The organism is Pantoea sp. SGAir0183 (genome assembly GCF_043545505.1).
The window spans coordinates 2,321,195-2,340,070 of sequence record NZ_CP028053.1 but is presented as its reverse complement, the minus strand read 5'-3'; the positions used below and the strand labels follow the sequence as shown (position 1 = coordinate 2,340,070).

Sequence of the window (18,876 nt, the reverse complement as noted above, 5' to 3'; positions counted from 1 at the left end):
ATGCGTAGCGAACACCCGCGCGTGAACGAAGGGTTTATTTAAAACGGTGAAAGGAGAAAGTCATGGCAGCCAATCGCGTTGAAAAAGATTCAATGGGGCCAATTGATGTACCGGCTGATAAACTTTGGGGCGCACAGACACAGCGCTCCCTGGAGCATTTCCGTATCTCAACAGAGAAAATGCCGGTGGCGCTGGTGCACGCGCTGGCGATGACCAAACGCGCGGCCGCCAGCGTTAACCGGGATTTAGGCTTACTGCCTGCGGAGCGGGCGGAGGCGATTATTCAGGCCGCTGATGAAGTGCTGGCGGATAAACACAGCGATGAATTCCCGCTAGCGATCTGGCAGACCGGCTCCGGCACCCAGACCAACATGAACATGAATGAAGTGTTGGCCAACCGTGCGAGTGAGCTGTTGGGCGGTGAGCGCGGTATGTCCCGTCTGGTGCATCCCAACGATGACGTTAATAAAAGCCAGAGTTCAAACGATGTCTTCCCGACGGCGATGCACGTTGCGGCGGTCATTGCGGTACGTGAGCACCTGATTCCCCAACTGAACGTCCTGAAGCAAACCCTGCGTGCCAAATCTGACGCCTTTAAAGACATCGTTAAAATTGGCCGTACCCATCTGCAGGACGCCACGCCGCTCACGCTCGGTCAGGAGATCTCCGGCTGGGTCGCCATGCTGGAGCACAACCTTAAACATATTGAGCAGAGCATTCCGCATCTGGCCGAGCTGGCGCTGGGCGGCACCGCGGTGGGAACCGGCCTGAATACCCATCCTGAATATGCCGTGCGTGTGGCGAAAGCCCTGGCGGAACTGACAGAGCAGCCGTTTGTGACCGCCCCTAATAAGTTTGAAGCCCTGGCCACCTGCGACGCGCTGGTGCATGCACACGGTGCGCTGAAAGGCCTGGCGGCTTCACTGATGAAGATTGCTAATGATGTCCGCTGGCTGTCATCCGGTCCGCGCTGTGGTATCGGCGAAATTGCTATCCCGGAAAACGAACCCGGCAGCTCCATCATGCCGGGCAAGGTTAACCCCACCCAGTGTGAAGCGATGACAATGTTGTGCTGTCAGGTCATGGGTAATGACGTGGCGATTAACATGGGGGGCGCATCAGGCAACTTCGAACTGAACGTTTATCGTCCGATGATTATCCATAACTTCCTGCAGTCCGTTCGTTTACTGGCGGATGGGATGGACAGTTTCAATCACCACTGCGCTGTCGGTATCGAACCGGTGCGTGAGCGTATTGATCAGTTGCTCAACGAGTCGCTGATGCTGGTCACCGCGCTGAATACGCACATCGGTTATGACAAGGCCGCTGAAATTGCCAAACAGGCCCATAAACAAGGCTTAACGCTGAAAGCTTCGGCGCTGAAGCTGGGCTATCTGACGGAAGCGGAGTTTGATGCCTGGGTGCGTCCGGAAGACATGGTAGGCAGCATGAAGTCGTAAGTGAGGTCTGTCAGGGCCTGCACAGGCCCTGATATCACACCGGGCAGTCCACCCAGAGATGCAGCCGTGGGATCAGCAAATGCAGGGGTTCTGCGGCGGGTTTATAGCGATGCTTAATCGCCTCTGCATCGTAATTCAGCAGCTCACCTAACTTTGGCACCTGGGTGCGATCCCGGCACAGCACAAGAATCGGTGACGGGCAGGCAAGCTGCGTTTGCTTTTTCTCTTCCGCACGCCAGATGCGCGCAACCGGCTGCACTTTCACCGGACGTTTAATCTTCAGGCGCGCGGATGCGGGCAGGGCGCGTACATCCGCCAGTTCCTGCTGCACTTTTTCCGCCCACTGCTCGCGTGTCCAGGGAGCCTGGGCACGGCCAGCCTTCAGACTCTTTTCCAGTTGGGCGATGATCTCGTCCCGTTTAACGTTCTTAATGACCTGCTTGTTTGCCCAGCCAAAGCGCACACTCTCTGGCGCGGGAAGGGCGGTGATGGTCCGGTAAGCATTCAGGGTAATTAAGCCGCGCAAATGCTGATGCACAAATTCGAACCGGGCTTCGGAAGGCAGACCGGACTCCACGGTGATCATGTGCTCAAGACGGGCTTTCAGCTGGTTGATGCTGTTGATAAACGCGGTAAGCTGCTGCGCGTCCTGCTCGCTGCATTCGATGCAGAGCGCACCCGGCAGGCGCACGGCGGCTTTAGTACTGAGCTTTTCTGACTGGTGCTGCATGAACAGACGGCAATAGTGGTTGAGCGCCCGCTCCCGTGCCTCTGTGCCCAGGTGCTGCTCCACGGCAATCTGAGTAATCGCATCGTGTTCATGCCCTTTTTCAATCGGGGGCAGACTGAAGACCCGGGCGATTAACAGCGGCTGCGCCTCAATCTGCTGCCGTAATGCTCCCAGGGCTTCTTCGAGATCCTTGACGCACTGCTGCATATCTGTGACTAAATCATAACGCACCGCAGTCTCTCCTGTAGTTACAACATGCGCAATGTGGCAGAAAGATCGCGCTGCTGCAAACGTCTTTATAGTTACAACATACTAAACAGGCTTTCTGAAACGGTGCGGTCTTTGGCATAAGCAGGGCGAAGATAGCACAGGGTGCGATGAGGCCCACCAGAAAAAAGCGAGTGACAGCTCCACGCGGGACAGGGTGCATTACCATCGTCACCAGCGTAGACAGAATCGGCGGGAAGCGGCTGGTCACCGACGGTGACAAAACCAAAAAAGGTTATTCGGTGCCTGGCGGGCGCTCTCGCCGCCTTCAGGCACCGGGGTTAAGCGGCGCAGGATTACGAATGTCGGCTGAACAACTGATAAATCCGTTCCGGGAGCAGGCTGAATAAACATATTGATACGGCTTCGCAACATGACAGCAGCGTTTCGCCTTTTTTGCGCCAGAACAGGGTTACGATGATCACGGCTACGGCCGCTACACCGAGCGCGCCTGCCATATCCAGTGGGAAGTGAACCCCGAGAAAGATGCGTGACCAGGCAACCAGCAGTGAGACGAGCGTGAGAATGCCACCGGAGCCCCAGTTACCCCTGGCCCATAATGCCAGCGTGATACTGAAAAACAGCGTGCCGTGGTCGCTGGGAAATGACGTATCCGCAGCGTGATCGATCCACAGATGACCCAGCCGAATCATAAAAGGGCGCGGATGAAAATAGAATGCTGAACAGAGAAAATTCAGTGTCAGCCCTGTGATGGCCGTTACGATGGCAAACAGGGCGGTTTCGCGTTCTGCGCGCCCACCTGTAAACCAGTAAATCAGCAGCATAAGCGGCAGCAGAAAGATCAGATACTCTGCGCTGAATGTCGCAAAATCGATGAGCCAGCCGGGCGTGCCGGGAAGGGCATTAATGGTAAGGAACAGATCCTGATTATAGGTTTCCAGCAAAGTATTCATCAGCGCGTGGGCTCTGTGGTAAGAGAGGACAAGGGCCATTTTCCCCGCGCAAGATTAATAAAACCTTAATCGTCATTCGCCGCGTTCATCTGTTCAGCCGGCTGAATGAGTGGAAACACGTTCTCAAGAAAGAGGCCCGCCTTGCGGCTGCCATAAACACCACAGCGGTAAGCGCAGGGTATCCTCAGGCGGGCATGATATGTCAGCGGCAACGCGCATTTTCTCCCTCACAAACAGGGGGGATCTCGTTCAGTCAGTGCCTGACCGTTAACCCCACCCATGAATGAAGAACACACCGCATCGGTAACGTGACGTGGTGCCTGAAACATCACTTCGCTAAGACTTTCAACTGCGATCGGGCCGTGAAAAAACGACGATACGACAAATAGACGGCGATGATGGTCGATAAACTGGCTGTGCCAAGCAGCATAAACGTAACCATAATCTGGTATTTAATCGCCTTAAGCGGGTCAACACCCGCAAAGATCAGCCCGGACATCATGCCGGGTAAACTCACCAGACCAACAGTTTTGGCGGCATCAACGGTGGGGATCATCGCGGCGCGAATGCTGTCGGCAAGGATTCGCTGCGAGGCCAGTTTGACCGGCGCGCCAAGGCTCAGCATCTCCTGAATTTTTTGGGCATTGTCGCTGAAGCGCTGGTTCAGGTTGCTGTAACACAGCCCCACAGCAACCATGGCATTGCCGGCAATCATGCCGGAAACCGGAATGACCTGCATAGGCAGAAAGGCGATTGCACCGCTCATGACCAGAATGGTCAGCGTAATGGCGGTGCCACTCGCGATCGCAACGAACGAAATCACAAAGGCATTATCAATGTTACGGCTGCGCTTATGGGCATTAAGCGCCGCATTGACGCAGATAAACAGCACCATCAGCACGGTCAGCCCGCCGTTATTCACATCGAAGACCGACTTGAGGACATAGCCTACGATGGCCAGTTGAACGATCGCGCGGCTGACGCTCCACAAAATATCTTTGCTCATGCCAAGCTTCTCTTTCTGGCTGATAAGCAACGCCATCAGGACCAGAACCAGCGACAGCAGTAGCGAGTTGTCACTTATTGTTGTCTGATGCATTCATCTTCTCCCTGTCAGGTGACGTGAGGCGAAGCACATGCTCTGCCTGCTGTATGTCGTTAACATCGTGACTTATCCAGACGACGGCCATCGGGTGTTCTGCGACAAGCCGCCTGATCAGCGACTGTACCGTCAGGCTGTTTTCTTCATCAAGCGCGCTGGTCACTTCGTCAAGTAACAGCACGGCCGGCACAAACTGCAGATGGCGCAGCAGCCCAATACGCTGCTTTTCGCCGCCAGAGAGGGGCTCAATCGCAGCATTCAGCATATCCGGCGAGAGATTAACGCTCTCCAGCGCCGCCTTAAGTTTTGCCTGTGGCGGCGTCTGGCGGCGAAGTTGCCAGGGCAGGGCAAGGTTGTCATAAACCGTCTGACCGAAAAGCTGTGGCGTCTGAAAACAGTACGATACCTGCTGACGGTATTCCTCGGCCCTGAGCGTGGCGATATCGCGGCCCTGAAAGCGGATCTCTCCGGTCGTTGGCGTTAACAGAGAGGCAAGGATCTTCAGGAAGGTACTTTTGCCACTGCCGGAGGCACCGGTGAGCACGACAACGTCGCCCGGCGACAGCTGTAAAGAGACCGGCTGCAATAGCTGTCTGCCGCCGTGTGAAAAGGTGACATCCTGCGCATCGAGCAGGGGCAGAGAAGGGGTCATCGTTGCTTCCTGGATAGGGGTTAATAAGTCCGGTTCGTCGATATCTGAAAAAAGGCGGTGCATTCAGCCTTTTACTCCTTGCGTGGCTTTCCAGCCCGGCCTGGCATCTTCCTGTTTATGCCGTGTCCTGTCAGGTCATGAGTCAGAATAGCCGAATTCACCACCGGTGCTAACGGAACGCACAAGCCGGTTCAGACGGGCAACGACATCACGCCGCGCGTCCCGCTTCGGCTCAGGCCTGAGCGGGACATGCCTTTTTCATTTTGGTTGCTGATTTTTTCACATCCTGCCGGGCGATTAACTGTGCGGCAGGGCAACAGCACATTTTGAATGTCCTTATCGCCTTAGCTGCGTGTGCTCTACCACCACAGGGAGAAGAAATCCCGCTGGGGCGCGTTGGTAACCGGACCGTTGGGGGGCGTAAAAAAGCGGTAAAGCCAACGGCGGCATTTTTCCTTTTAGCTGAACATGTTATAAAAACACTTTGTTTGCTAACGGATCCTCAACATGGACGTGATTAAAAAGCCGGGTGTCACGCAAATTGTCACGCTGGGCCTGGTTCAGATCCTCTCCTGGGGCGGTTCGTTTTATCTGATGGCGGTCATGGCCGCGCCTGTTGTAGCAGAAACCGGATGGTCGCAACAGTGGGTTTACGGCGCGTTATCGCTGGGCATTTTAGTGTCTGGGTTGCTCGCTCCGCGCTGTGGCCACCTTATTGCACGCACGGGCGGTCGCCTGATGCTGGCACTCAATGGCATCGTGATGGCGGCAGGGCTTACCCTTATGGGATTCAGCCATCACTTACCGGTGTTTTTACTGGCCTGGGCCATCATCGGCATCGGCATGGCGATGGGGCTGTATGATGCGCTGTTTGCGACGCTGGGCACCCGCTATGGTGGGCAGGCACGCAGCGCCATTACCGGCATAACCCTGATTTCCGGTTTTTGTACCAGCGTGGTCTGGCCTGCCACCGCGCTGCTTATTCACTGGCTGAACTGGCGGGGCGCGTGTTTCGCCATCGCCGCGCTGTTGCTGGTCAGCGTCTTACCGGCCTATTTTTATGCTTTGCCCAAAGGCCATCTTATCTCACCCGTCAAACGTAAAAGCGCACCCGGCACAGCGCCGGATTTGCCCGCAGTCTTGTTTTACCTGTTGTGCGCCATTTTCACGCTGGCCTCGGTGATTATGACGGCCATTTCGGTGCAGCTTATCACCCTGTTGCAGGCCAGTGGTTACAGCATGGCGGCGGCGCTGGCAATCAGTACGCTGCTGGGGCCGTGCCAGGTGGCATCCCGTCTCATTGATATGGCCTTTAAAGGGGGCCATCCCATCTGGACCACTTTTTTTTCGGTGGGGCTGGTGGCGCTGGGGTTGTTGTTGCTGGCGCTGTTTCCGCAACTGGCCCTGTTAAGTATGATCTTTTACGGTGCGGGAAACGGCTTACGCGCCATTGTGCGCGGCACTTTGCCGCTGATGATGGTAAAACCTGAAGCGTACGCGGTACTGGCAGGCCGGATGGCGCGTCCGGCGTTAATGGGGCAGGCGGTAACGCCGTTAGGCGTGGGCTATGTGTTTGCGACGTTGGGGCCCAAAGCCACGCTGTGGTTACTGTGCACACTGGCAGTAATTAACTTGCTGCTGGTGGTGGCACTGAAAAAGCGGCTTCCAGCGCCAGCGCCATCTGTGCGCTAATGCTGTCCGCTACCGCTGGGCAAATAAGCACCTTGTGCGGTCGCGGGCTTCCGGGTGGGGAATATGTGCCTTGTGGCGGGTGGGTTGCTTCTAAAAAGTGACAGTGTTTGTTATATTCATCCCTGTTTGTTGGTTCACTTAGGCGGCTATATAACAACAAGAATGCACCGCAATTCAGGATACAAAGATGCTTGATTATCGCTTCCCGACAGCTTTGCAAATGGTTCTGAGTGTGGCGGTGGCGGAGCAAATGGGAAAACGCTCTACCAGCGCGATTCTCGCTTACGGGCTTGAAGCAAACCCGAGCTTTATACGTAAGTTAATGGTGCCATTAACCCGTGATGGCATTATCGTGTCCACGCTGGGTCGTACGGGTTCCATTCATTTGGGCAGACCCGCAGCCGAAATCACGCTGCGTGATATTTATGTCTCTGTGACAGATGATAAAAAACTCTGGGCGGCTCGCCCGGATGTGGCACCGCGTTGCCTGGTCAGCGCCAACCTGTGCTGGTATTTTAAATCGATTGCCGAGGAAGCCGAGCAGGCATCACTGGCGGTACTTGCGAAGCGCACCGTCGCCGACGCGTTAAATGAGCTGAAAACCCACGACACCAGCAACTGCACCGCCGTGCCTGAGCCTGAGGTGACGGAACCGGATACCGACTGCAAAAAAAGCCGCTGATGCGGCTTTTTTTACGTCTTATGTAAACTGACGACCATCACGTGCAAGGGTGTTGCATTCATCATCGGCAGCTTTCACCGTCACGTCCTCTCTGCCTGTCTCTGACGAACGCCCGTACTCAGTAATTCCGTCCGCGCGCGCACAACGCCTTTTAAATAAAATAAACGCTAACCGGCTCCGCCAGGGCACGGGTCGGGCGTTGTATATACTGACGTTGAGAGGCAGTGCCCCGACGTCCGCAGGATCGTCGGGGCACACGCATTACTGCGCGTGTTCCGTAACCGGGCGCGCGGCGTTACGCGTCACCAGCTTACGCAGCGCCACATAAAACACCGGCGTTAAAAACAGGCCAAACAGCGTCACGCCTAACATACCGGAGAACACCGTGACGCCCGTCACGCCGCGGACTTCCGCGCCTGCGCCTTCCCCCAGAATCAACGGAATAGTTCCGGCGATAAAGGCGATAGAGGTCATCACGATAGGGCGCAGACGTAACCGACAGGCCTCAAGCGCGGCGTCGACAATCCCTTTACCCTGCATCTCCAGTTCGCGCGCAAACTCCACAATCAGAATGGCGTTCTTACAGGCCAGGCCCATCAGCACCACCAGACCGACCTGCACAAAGACGTTGTTGTCTCCGCCTGTTAACCACACGCCCAGCAGGGCCGACAGCATGGTAACCGGCACAATCAGAATCACCGCCAGCGGTAACGTCCAGCTCTCATACAGCGCGGCCAGCACCAGGAAGGCCAGTAACACCGCCACCGGGAAAACAATCAGCGCGGTATTGCCCTGCGTCGCCTGCTGGTAGCTGAGGTCGGTCCATTCGATGTTCATGCCGTTCGGCAACAGCTGGCCGGACATCGCCTCAAGCTGGCGCATCGCCTGGGCGGAGGACAGTACCCGGGGGTCCGCATCACCGATCAGGTCCGCCGCCGGATAGCCGTTGTAACGAATAACCGGATCGGGCCCGTAAGTGGTGGTGATATGCACCATGCTGCCGATGGGCACCATCTCGCCACGATCGTTGCGGGTACGCAGGTTGGCAATGTCCTCCACGCTGTCACGAAATTCGCCATCTGCCTGTGCCATCACCCGCCAGGTCCGGCCAAAGCGGTTAAAGTCATTAACATAGGATGACCCCAGATAAGTTTGCAGCGTACTGAACAAATCCGTCAGCGCCACACCCTGTGCCTTGGCCTTATCACGGTCAACCTGCACATCCAGTTGCGGTACGTTGGCCTGATAAGACGAGATGGGGAAGTGCATGCCCGGCGTCTGCATTACCGCGCCGGAGAGTGTATTAATCGCGGTTTGCAGTGCGCCATAGCCCAATCCGGCCCGATCCTGTACATAAAGCGAATAGCCCGAACCCTGGCCCAGACCCAGAATCGGTGGCGGCATAATGGAGAAGCCAAACCCCTGCTGGATACGGGCGATTTTTGCATTGATGTCCGCGTTAATCTCCGCCGCCGTGCGCTTACGTTCACTGAAAGGTTTCAGACCGAAAAACACCGTGCCGCTGTTCGGCGTATTGGTAAACTGCAGCGCATTCAGGCCCGGAAAGGCAACCGCATAGGCCACGCCTTCCGTTTGCAGACCGATTTCACTCATCTGCCGGATGACCTTATCCGTGCGCGCCAGCGACGATCCTTCCGGCATTTTCACGCCGCCAATCAGGTAAAGCTTATCCTGCGTGGGGATAAATCCGCCCGGTACGGCATGGAACATCCAGCCGGCGCCCGCCAGTAACACCAGATACACGCCAAACACCGCGCCGCGCCGCCGCAGGGTTTTCGCTACCATCGACTCGTAGCCATGGGCCGTGCGGTGAAAGAAACGGTTGAACGGGCGGAAAATCCAGCCAAACAGCCAGTCGATCAGGCGCGTGGGCCTGTCTTTGGCGGCCTGGTGATCCTTCAGCAACATTGCTGCCAGCGCAGGCGATAAGGTCAGCGAGTTGATGGCAGAGATGACGGTCGAAATGGCAATGGTGGTGGCAAACTGCTTGTAAAACTGACCGGTGACGCCCGACAGAAACGCCATCGGCACAAACACGGCACAGAGCACGAGCGCGATAGCGATAATCGGCCCCGATACTTCGCGCATGGCCTGATGCGCCGCCGCTTTGGGTGACAGACCCATTTCAATATTGCGCTCAACGTTTTCCACCACCACGATGGCATCATCCACCACGATACCGATGGCCAGCACCAGACCGAACAGGCTCAGGGTGTTAAGCGAGAAACCGAGCAGGTAAAGCACGCTGAACGTGCCCACCACGGAAACAGGGACCGCCAGCAGGGGAATGATCGAGGCCCGCCAGGTTTGCAGGAACAGAATCACCACCAGCACGACCAGAAAGACTGCCTCCAGCAGAGTCTGGACCACGGCCTTGATGGAGTCGCGCACAAACACAGTGGGATCGTAGGGCGCTGCCCATTTCACATCGTCAGGAAAGCGGGTGGCCAGCTCATCCATTTTGGCTCGCACCGCATTGGAAAGATCGATCGCGTTGGCCCCGGGGGCCTGAAAAATACCAATGCCGACGGCATCTTTATTGTTCAGCTGCGAACGCAACGCATAGCTGCCCGCACCCATTTCGATGCGTGCCACATCGCGCAGCCGCACCAGCGAGCCGTCCTCAGCGGTTTTTAAAATGATATCGCCGAACTGCTGCTCATTTTCGAGCCGGCCCTGCATGTTGATCGACAGCAGAAAATCGCTCTGCTTTTTCAGCGGTTCCGCACCAAGCTGCCCGGCAGAAACCTGCACGTTCTGCTCCTGCATTGCGCTGACGACGTCGGCGGCGGTCAGGCCGCGTGCGGCCACCTTGTTGGGATCCAGCCAGACGCGCATGGCATATTCGCCTGCACCAAAGATCTGGATCTGCCCGACGCCTGGCAGGCGGGCCAGTTCGTCTTTCACTTTCAGCGTGGCGTAATTACGCAGGTAAAGAGAATCATAGGTACTGCCCGGCGAAAACAGATGTACCACTAAGGTCAGCGTAGGGGACATTTTTTGCGTCGTAATGCCCAGCCGGCGCACGTCTTCAGGCAGTCGCGCTTCCGCCTGAGCGACACGGTTTTGTACCTGAACCTGCGCCTGGTCCGGATCGGTGCCGGGACGAAACGTCACGGTGGTCACCAGCACGCCATCCGAACCGGCGACGGACTTCATATACATCATGTTTTCGACGCCGTTAATCGCTTCTTCCAGCGGGGTCGCCACGGAATCGGCAATGACCTTTGGGTTCGCGCCGGGGTATTCGGCGCGCACCTGCACGCTCGGCGGCACCACGTCGGGATACTCACTGATGGGCAATAACGGTATGGCGATCAGGCCGGTCATGAAAATCAATACCGACAGCACGGCGGCAAAGATTGGCCGATCAATAAAAAAGCGGGAAAAATCCATATCAACCTCGGGTTATTGAGCGGCGGTAGCGGCCATATCGACAGTTTTGGCCGTCACCGGCATTCCGGGCATAAACACTTTTTGCAGTCCGGCAACGATGACCCGGTCGCCCGCCTGCAAACCGGCCTCGACGATACGCAGTCCGTCAGCCATGGCACCAGGCTTAATGTCGCGGCGCTGCGCTTTCCCCTGAGCATCAACGATATAAACATATTTGCGATCCTGGTCGGTCAGCACGGCTTTATCGTCAATTAACAGGGCGTTGAAGGTCGCACGACCCGGCAGGCGAACCCGCGCAAAGAGGCCAGGCGTAAAGATACGCTGATGGTTATCCAGCTGCGCACGCATGCGAATGGTGCCGGTACTGGCGTTGAGTTGGTTATCCAGGAAGTCGACGTTACCCCGGTGCGGGTAACCCTGTTCGCCTGCCAGCGCAATCTCGACGGGCAGGGCATGACGTTGCTGGCCCTGACGCGCCATGGCCTGGTAGTGCAGGAAGGTGGTTTCATCGACGTCGAAATAGACCACCATCTTGTCTTGCGAGACCAGCGTCGTCAGAACGCTGGCGCTGTCCCCGGCGGTTACCAGGTTTCCTGCGGTGATCATGGCCCGACTGGCGCGGCCGTCAATGGGCGCCGTGACGCGGGTAAAATCCAGGTTCAGCTGGGCCATGGCCACAGCCGACTCGGCGGCCTGCACATCGGCCTGCGCCTGGCTGGCGCTGGCGCGTCGTTGCTCCCACATCTCACGTGATACCGCCTGAGTACCGAGCAGTTTTTCTGTGCGCGCCGATTCACTGCGGGTCAGGCTGGCCTGACTCCGGGCACGCGCCAGCGAGGCTCTCGCCTGATCCAGTGCGGTGCGGTAGCTACGGTCGTCAATGGTGAACAGGACCTGGCCCTTTTTCACCTCATCCCCTTCATGGTAATTAACCGTGGTGATGTAGCCTGAAACCCGTGGACGCAGTTGGACGCTTTCAACCGTTTCTATGCGGCCATTAAAGCTGTCCCACTGACTGACCGGTTTTGTCACCACCATAGCCGCACTCACCTCGGGCGGCGGCGGCAGGGCGCTGTTCGCCTGACCCGTGTCACATCCACTTAACTGACTGATGACCAGTCCCATCCCCAGCAGGGTAACTCCCTGACGAACCCAGTTGCTTATCATTGTTGTGATTCCGCGATGAACAGTGAAGTAAAGCCCGCAGGCCAATATTTGCAACTTCTATGGTTGCAATTTATCGCGAGGAGTGTAGGCTTGTGTGTCTGAGAACTGCAAGAATAACTGATACACTTTATGTGCGGTCTGATGAGCGATGATTTATCGGCCAGCATCCAGCCTGACAGGGCATGAGGTAAGTCCCCATAAAATGTGCGGCATTTAATGTATTAATTAAACTTGCATTAAATGGCATTGTCAGTCACGCTTTAAGTGTAACTGCAACTGATACTAATACTGTTCGCTGTCGCGACCGGAGAAGACAAATGATGAGTAACGCTTTTATTCACGATCTGATTAACTGGATTGACAACAATATTGAAGCACGCCTCGATCTCGATACGGTTTCTGAGCGCGCGGGCTACTCAAAATGGCACCTGCAACGGATGTTTAAAGAGCACACAGGCTATCCACTGGGTGAATATATCCGTATGAAAAAATTAAAAAAATCAGCGGATCGCCTGACCAGCACCAACGAACCTATTCTGAACGTAGCCATTTCGCTGGGCTTTGATTCGCAGCAGTCGTTCAACCGCAGCTTCAAGCGCCAGTATGGTGTTGCTCCGGGTGCGTGGCGCCGTCACAGTGTGCCGTCGCAGGCTGCAATGCAGTAAACCCCGCCAGGGCCAGGTCATCTGGCCCGCGCTGTTTTATCCGCTGAGAAAACTGCTATTATCTGCATCCTGTTTTCCAGGGATGTCATCATGTCAAAAAAACTGTGGTTAGGATTAGTCCTCATCCTTATCCTCTCCTGGATAGGTCTGCGACCCTATCTGACGTCTGCACCTGCCAAAACCTCTGCTGCAGACATCGCCGCCTTAACGGATGTGCGAACCGTCGCCCGCTGGGTGCTACAGCATCAGCAGTTGCCCGATTACTACATCACAAAGAAGCAGGCCCGCCGTCTGGGCTGGAATCCTGCGAAGGGCAATCTGTGTGACGTGCTGCCGGGCTGGGCGATTGGCGGCGATCGCTTTTCCAACCGCGAAAGAAAGCTACCTGAACGTTCCGACCGGCAGTGGTATGAGGCGGATGTGAACTACCGCTGCGGCCATCGTGAGGCGGATCGCCTCGTGTATTCGTCAGACGGGCTGGTGTTTCTTTCCACTGACCACTATCGCAGTTTTAAGCCGGTGCAGTAACGATGTTGCGTCTACGGTTTGATCTCGGTGAGCTGGCGGATCGCGATGCCTTTTACCGGCAGTTTGCCGCGCAAAGCAACTGTTACGGCGACTTCGGCAATAACCTGGACGCGCTCTGGGACTGGCTGACAGGTGGCATGGCCCTGCCGGCGGAGATTTATCTGCTGAATGCCGATCGGCACGATGCGGATCTGGCCCCGGTTCTGGCGTTGCTGGAAGAGGCGGCGCAGTCGCTGAGTGGCGAACTGCGCCTGATATACGCTTAGTTACGCAGCGGTTTGAGCAGGTCGGCTAGCGCTTCGCGCGCGCTGACCGGCAGGTCGCCCCCACCGGTATAGCCGTTGTTTTCGATAATGACCGTGTTCAGGCCCACCAGCCAGTCATATATGTAGTACGCCGTGTGGTTTGCTGGCGTAGCCGACAGTTTTGTCAGTCGCTGACCGGCGCTGAAATTCACACTCGGCGCAGGCGGACGTGAGAAGATCGACTGGCCACGGTTAACCCGGCTGGCCGGACGTTCCGCTTCCGGACGCTGCAGGAAGCCCAGCCACGCGACGAAATCCCCCAATACCGTCATGGCACGCGTCACCTGACGATCGGCGCGCGACTCATGCGACATGCTCTGCGCGTCCGGTTCATGCAGGGCGGTTTGCAGCGACTGCAGGATACCGGTGCGGAAACTGGCGGTGATCAGTTCTTCTATTAACCATTCCATCGTGGCTTTGTCGATATTCAGCAGCGTGAGCAGGCTCTGATTTTCCGGCAACTGGCGCAGATGGTTCAGCCACAGGCTGAAGACCTGGCGCGGGAACTGAGTCAGGCCCTGGCCAAAGCTGGACTGCTGAGGCGCGGGCTGTTCAATTTCAGCATCGCTGAACAGGTCGAACTCAAAACCGATACCAAACTGGTTCTCCGGTGCCTGAATACTGGTGGTGGCGGCAGGAACGGATGAGCCCGACTGATTCAGCCACAGCTGACGCAGGGCTTCACGGGAAGGCTGCAACCGCTCCAGCAGTTCTCCATGCAAACCGGTGCGATGTTGCAGGCATTTCAACAAGGTATCCGCGATGTTCTGCTTGCGCGCCGCCTGATCGGGCGACGCACCGGCTTCGGTCCAGGGCTGTAGCCGACGTTCAACGACCATGTGCTGAATTTGCGCCAGTTGCGCGATAAGCTGATCGCGGCGTGCCTCTGGCTGCATCTCATCCTGTAACCATTCGGACATGCGATCCACACCGGCGCGATCCAGTGCCAGCATGGAACCCCATTGCTGACCCGGCTGGCCGACCTGACGCTGTACCGCCTCATCCACATTCACCTGCTGATGGCGCGCATCATAAGGCGTGATCGCCCAAATCAGACGCGGTTTTTCACCCGCGTCGTTTTTTGGCTGAAGGCGTTGCCATTCGCGCAGGGCGCGGCTGGCGATATCCACATCCTGACGCTGGCTGGCGGCGGTGCAGATCAGCAGCAAATCGATGCCCTGGCGGGCGGCATAGATGCCGGGGAGCAGTGTACGTTTGTGCTCCAGCAGCCGTGCGCGCAGCGCATCCTGCTGCTGCAGGCGCTGGCGTTCTTCCCGCAGCGCCGCATCACTCGGCGTACCGGGTGCAGGCAGCTCCAGCATGTCCGCTTCGTCATAGATCGCGGTGCGCGGCGTGGAGCTGAGCGGAATCGTCACCTCCAGCGTCAGCAGCGCCAGTAATCCCAGCGCCACATTTTGCGGCTTGGCCAGGCGGTTTCCGTTTAACGGGCAGATCTCAATGTGCAGCGAGAGATCCTGTTCGCTGGCCGGGACGATAAGCTGTTCGGCAGGCAGCAGAGACGAATCGGTTAACAGGCTAAGCGGCCCCAGCACGCGTGTGCTGTTGCGCAGTTGGTGGCGCAGATGCAGCAAGCTCCGCACCAGCTCATTCAGGGCCGGTTCGGCGGGCCAGAGCAGAGAGAACAGCTGGACCCGATCGTCGACGCTCAGCCACGGGGCCAGTTCAACCGCCTGAGGCCAGAAGTGCCGATCCAGTTGTGCATCATACAAATGATGGCGGCGGCACCATGACCAGAGCGTGACCAGCGCATCGCTCTCCAGGCCAGGCAGTGGCGTCGTTAAGCGGTGACGCTGCAGACGTTGTATCACGCTGTCGATGTTTGCGGTATCGGGCTGGCTGACGCCTTCGCCACACGAAATCGCCAGGCGTAGCACCTCGGCTTCGCTCATCAGGGCCAGCTCTACCGGCCACTCCGACGACAGCGGCTCGCGCTGATGGGTAAACCGCGTCGCCGTGGCGAAATCAAGATTACCCGGGTTGATATGCTGAAAATAGTTAACCGGCTTGTCGCTTAGCGCGGTGATTAACTGTCCCTGGGCATCGGCGACCATCTCCGTTAACAACCAGGCTTTGCCTGCCTGAGACTGCCCAAACAGGGCTAAGGTGACGGGGCGGGCCACCTGCTGCGCCAGCGCCTGCGTTTGCACACGGGCCTGACGTAACTGCAGGGTCAGGGTTTCGGCTTCCAGTGCCAGACGGGGCGACTGTTCGCGGGTGTTTTCAATCCATGCCAGGCTGCCATTCAGGGCGTCCTGCAATAAACTCAGGCGTTTTGCCAGCGTTTGCGGCTGGCGGGGTTTAACCGATCTCATCGTTTACATACACTCCCGCTGTCAATCCAGTATTGCGCATTGGCATTGCCAGTGGCGGAGAGAGTATTCAGTTTGAGGCTCAGATGTTCAAGCGGAACGCGCGTACCATCGTCCAGTCGGGCTTCGCTTAACACCAACGTCTCGGGGCCAGGCGCATCCGGACCGGCCTTCACCGCCAGCTTCACGCGCAGCACGCTTTCACCCGCAACCTTGCGCGCCAGCGCGGCATCATTGAGCGTCAGGCTGTACAACGGCGACGCGGGCCAGCGTTCATTATCCAGTTGGCGGAAGCCCAGACAGACGTTGCCACGAATCCGGAAGCTGCTTTTGCGATCCAGCGAGAAAGCGGGATCGTCCAGGTCGATGTCGCTGTAGCACAGGTTCTCATCGGTCAGGGCCTGGTTTTCGTCCAGCATGCCGAGATAACGGATCGTGGAATAGGGCTCGAAATCGCCCGCGCGGAACCAGAAGCTGCTCAGGCGCAAATCCAGGGCCAGCAGGCATAACATCGCGCCCACGGCGGCCGTGGATTTCGGGTTATCGATACGACCATGTTTGTTAAACGGATACCAGTCACTGGTGTGATAGCCTTCCAGCGACAAAATGCGGCTGCCCGGCAGCGGTTGCAGATGACGCACCAGCGCCTGAATGCCGGGGAAGCGTGAGGGCCGTCCGGTCAGCAGCAGGACGTCACACTGATACAGTGAGACCACTTCACACATAGATCGCAGTGCCGGAATGATCGCCATGCGATGCTGCATAAACTCACCGTGAAGCTGCGCCATGCTGACCACCAGCGGCACCTCAAGCAGGTCAAAGCGGCTGTTGCCGCCTAATTCACGCTGGATTTCGCCATTAACAAACGCCAGCACCGCGTCTGCCGGACGCTGATCGACCAGCTCACCAAACAGCGCATTGATTTCGGCATGGCTTTCCAGCGGATCCCAGTTCTCGTAACGTTCAAGCACCGCCTGCGCCAGGGGAATAAACACCTGCAACGTGGCTTGCTGCCGCAGCGTTGCCTGACCGTCCATCCGGCTGTCGTGGCCAAACAGTTTGTTGATCAGCGGTTCGGCCAGCGTCAGGCCGGCTTTCTGCAGGCTCTGTTGCAGGGCCGGCAAAACCCACAGCTGAATCACATCCAGTAATATATCGTCGCCGGCCACTTTAAAGCCTTCACGGAACAGCAGACGCGGCGTAATTTTGACGTTATTGCCCTGGCCGTCATCGAGACGGTACTGGGTAATCGCCAGGTCGGTAGTGCCGCCGCCAATGTCGATAGAGGCAATGCGCAGGCTCTTGCCGGGCTGCTCATCGGCTTCACGCGGACGATCCGGACGCGCCATGCTGCTGAAGAAGTCTTCTGCGCGGCCGGCAAAGTTCACCTGGGTTTCGTTAAACAGCCACACCATCTGACCGCAGGTGGCTTCATCCCACTCCATCTGTACGTCCGGCACGGGTTTACTGCTTTGCGCCTGCGTCTCCGCCGTAAATTCCTCGTCGGCCGGATGCCAGCCTTCGGCTTTCCACACCAGCGCAATCGCTTCCTGCATGCGACGACGAAAGATTTCACGTTCAGGTTTTGGCATGGCGGACGGAAGCGTCAGAATCACATGACGCAGCTGGCGCGGTGCATGGCTTTGCGGCATGCGCTGACGCTGTGCCGCGCTGTTCATTTGCATCAGTGCCTGGGCCAGCAGCTCACACAGCATAAACGTCATGAGTGAACTGCGGCTGTAGTGAGCGGAGAACACCGGCAGGCGTTCATCCAGCGGCAGCGCATACAGCGGCTGACCTTCGTCATTCATCAGTGAGGTGAAAGGGGCGGCGCAGGCCTGCGGTTCACCTTGTGGGCTCTGCTGATTAAACCGCCAGCCCGGCTGATAGCGCGCTTCGTCCCACAGGTAACGCCGCGGGCTGGACAGCCCGGTGCTGCCTTCCAGGCCGGCACGCTGCAAGGCCAGGCGGCTGGCTTCGCGTCCGACGCGGGTCAGTGAAGGCCACATAAAGGCCTGCTCACGGCCGCTTTCCAGCGAAAAGTTGGCTTTACCAAAACGCGCTTCGGCAAATTCCAGCCGACTGTCGAACAGCTCGTTATACACGCGATGTGGTTGAGACAGATCGCGCATCTGCAGCTCGTAGGTCTGCTTCAGGCCGTTGCTCTCTTCCGGATGGTCTTCCACCAGAATACCGCAGGTGTGCGAGTTGCCGACGTCAAGAATGATATCCACGTTGACGGCTGGCGTTTGCAGCGTTGCGGCCTGGATGTGAATCTCCGTGAGGTTAAGCTGCTCGCCCAGCAATTCCAGCAGGTTGAGGTAGTGCGCCTGATATTCAAACTCACGTAGCGCCTGGCTGATGGCCTGTTCACGGCGATCGGACACGCGGTCAGTGAAGGATTCGCGCAGCCAGCCATCTACCCAGGTGTGATCAAGAAATTCCCCCAACTCGTAGTTGTGCCAGGCCAGGGCAAAGGTAACGCCGTTCTGTGCGTCGGATGGCGTCAGTCCCAACTGTTCGCCGCCATCTTCTTCCGCCACGCAGCGCGTATCAAACGCCAGCGTAACGCGGTGCGTGTTGCCTGCGCTGTCAGGTTTTTCCAGCGCCACTAACCGCATGCGCGCCCAGTTTTCCGGGCCGCCGATAAAGCGACGACCTGAGGCGCAACGCAGCATTGGCAGCGGCAGCCAGCAGGCTTCCAGTAAGGTCAGGGAGTCGGACAGCGCGATATCGGTTTCGGGACGCACGACTTCCGGTGCGCCACCGTCCTGCGGGTAAAGTAAAAATTTACCGCTGTTACCGTCCATATTCAGACGCAGTAACGGACCATTTGCGGTCTGGCGCACAAACTGACGGCGCGCCTGGGTTGCGGAGAGTTGCAGACCAAAATCCAGGAACTGCACGCCGCTGTTCTCAATCAGAGAAATTTTTTGCTTATCATCGATCAGGGGAGCCAACATAG

14 protein-coding genes are annotated in these 18,876 nt (G+C 57.4%); 6 read left to right on the top strand and 8 right to left on the bottom strand.

Going from position 1 to position 18,876, the window contains the following annotated elements; translation table 11 throughout:
* Positions 1 to 62: 62 nt before the first annotated feature.
* The gene (gene fumC, locus C1N59_RS10890) at positions 63 to 1,460 is read left to right on the top strand and encodes a class II fumarate hydratase (RefSeq protein ID WP_006119076.1); all 1,398 of its coding nucleotides are present in this window, start codon (positions 63 to 65) and stop codon (positions 1,458 to 1,460) included.
* Positions 1,461 to 1,494: 34 nt separating this feature from the next.
* Here fumC and tus read toward each other — a convergent pair whose 3' ends face one another.
* The 4 genes from tus to fetA form a co-directional block, all read right to left on the bottom strand.
* Positions 1,495 to 2,397, bottom strand: a complete 903-nt coding sequence (tus, locus tag C1N59_RS10885; protein ID WP_394550826.1) for a DNA replication terminus site-binding protein — start codon at positions 2,395 to 2,397, stop codon at positions 1,495 to 1,497.
* A gap of 356 nt (positions 2,398 to 2,753) precedes the next feature.
* The gene (locus C1N59_RS10880; RefSeq protein WP_162285673.1) at positions 2,754 to 3,371 is read right to left on the bottom strand and encodes an undecaprenyl-diphosphatase; all 618 of its coding nucleotides are present in this window, start codon (positions 3,369 to 3,371) and stop codon (positions 2,754 to 2,756) included.
* A gap of 328 nt (positions 3,372 to 3,699) precedes the next feature.
* Entirely contained in the window at positions 3,700 to 4,470 is a 771-nt protein-coding gene (gene fetB, locus C1N59_RS10875; protein ID WP_394549476.1) for an iron efflux ABC transporter permease subunit FetB, read from the bottom strand.
* Complete coding sequence (gene fetA, locus C1N59_RS10870; protein WP_367143061.1) at positions 4,448 to 5,125, bottom strand: iron efflux ABC transporter ATP-binding subunit FetA; 678 nt, start codon at positions 5,123 to 5,125, stop codon at positions 4,448 to 4,450. The genes fetB and fetA overlap by 23 nt, the downstream gene beginning before the upstream one ends.
* A gap of 507 nt (positions 5,126 to 5,632) precedes the next feature.
* Between fetA and C1N59_RS10865 the strand changes: the two genes are divergently transcribed.
* A complete protein-coding gene (locus tag C1N59_RS10865) occupies positions 5,633 to 6,817 on the top strand; it encodes an MFS transporter (RefSeq protein ID WP_394549475.1) in 1,185 nt (394 codons plus the stop codon).
* Positions 6,818 to 7,004: 187 nt separating this feature from the next.
* The gene (locus C1N59_RS10860) at positions 7,005 to 7,499 is read left to right on the top strand and encodes an RrF2 family transcriptional regulator (RefSeq protein WP_006119082.1); all 495 of its coding nucleotides are present in this window, start codon (positions 7,005 to 7,007) and stop codon (positions 7,497 to 7,499) included.
* Between the two features lie 261 nt (positions 7,500 to 7,760).
* On the opposite strand, the gene oqxB is transcribed toward C1N59_RS10860, so the two are convergent.
* Positions 7,761 to 10,916: a multidrug efflux RND transporter permease subunit OqxB gene (gene oqxB / locus C1N59_RS10855; protein ID WP_394549473.1), complete on the bottom strand. Its 3,156-nt coding sequence runs from the start codon at positions 10,914 to 10,916 to the stop codon at positions 7,761 to 7,763.
* A 12-nt stretch (positions 10,917 to 10,928) separates the two neighbouring features.
* Positions 10,929 to 12,041: an efflux RND transporter periplasmic adaptor subunit gene (locus C1N59_RS10850; protein WP_394550824.1), complete on the bottom strand. Its 1,113-nt coding sequence runs from the start codon at positions 12,039 to 12,041 to the stop codon at positions 10,929 to 10,931.
* A 359-nt stretch (positions 12,042 to 12,400) separates the two neighbouring features.
* Here C1N59_RS10850 and C1N59_RS10845 point away from each other — a divergent pair, with 359 nt between their 5' ends.
* From C1N59_RS10845 to C1N59_RS10835, 3 genes are all read left to right on the top strand, one after another.
* Positions 12,401 to 12,748 (top strand): helix-turn-helix domain-containing protein, encoded by a 348-nt coding sequence (locus tag C1N59_RS10845; protein ID WP_006119087.1) that lies wholly within the window; start codon positions 12,401 to 12,403, stop codon positions 12,746 to 12,748.
* 90 nt (positions 12,749 to 12,838) lie between these two features.
* Positions 12,839 to 13,276 (top strand): ribonuclease domain-containing protein, encoded by a 438-nt coding sequence (locus tag C1N59_RS10840; protein WP_394549471.1) that lies wholly within the window; start codon positions 12,839 to 12,841, stop codon positions 13,274 to 13,276.
* A gap of 2 nt (positions 13,277 to 13,278) precedes the next feature.
* Entirely contained in the window at positions 13,279 to 13,542 is a 264-nt protein-coding gene (locus C1N59_RS10835) for a barstar family protein (RefSeq protein WP_205951839.1), read from the top strand.
* On the opposite strand, the gene C1N59_RS10830 is transcribed toward C1N59_RS10835, so the two are convergent.
* A complete protein-coding gene (locus C1N59_RS10830; protein ID WP_394549470.1) occupies positions 13,539 to 15,914 on the bottom strand; it encodes a virulence factor SrfC family protein in 2,376 nt (791 codons plus the stop codon). The genes C1N59_RS10835 and C1N59_RS10830 overlap by 4 nt on opposite strands.
* Positions 15,911 to 18,874, bottom strand: a complete 2,964-nt coding sequence (locus C1N59_RS10825; RefSeq protein ID WP_039340438.1) for a virulence factor SrfB — start codon at positions 18,872 to 18,874, stop codon at positions 15,911 to 15,913. Before C1N59_RS10825 ends, C1N59_RS10830 begins: the two co-directional genes overlap by 4 nt.
* Between the last annotated feature and the right edge of the window lie 2 nt (positions 18,875 to 18,876).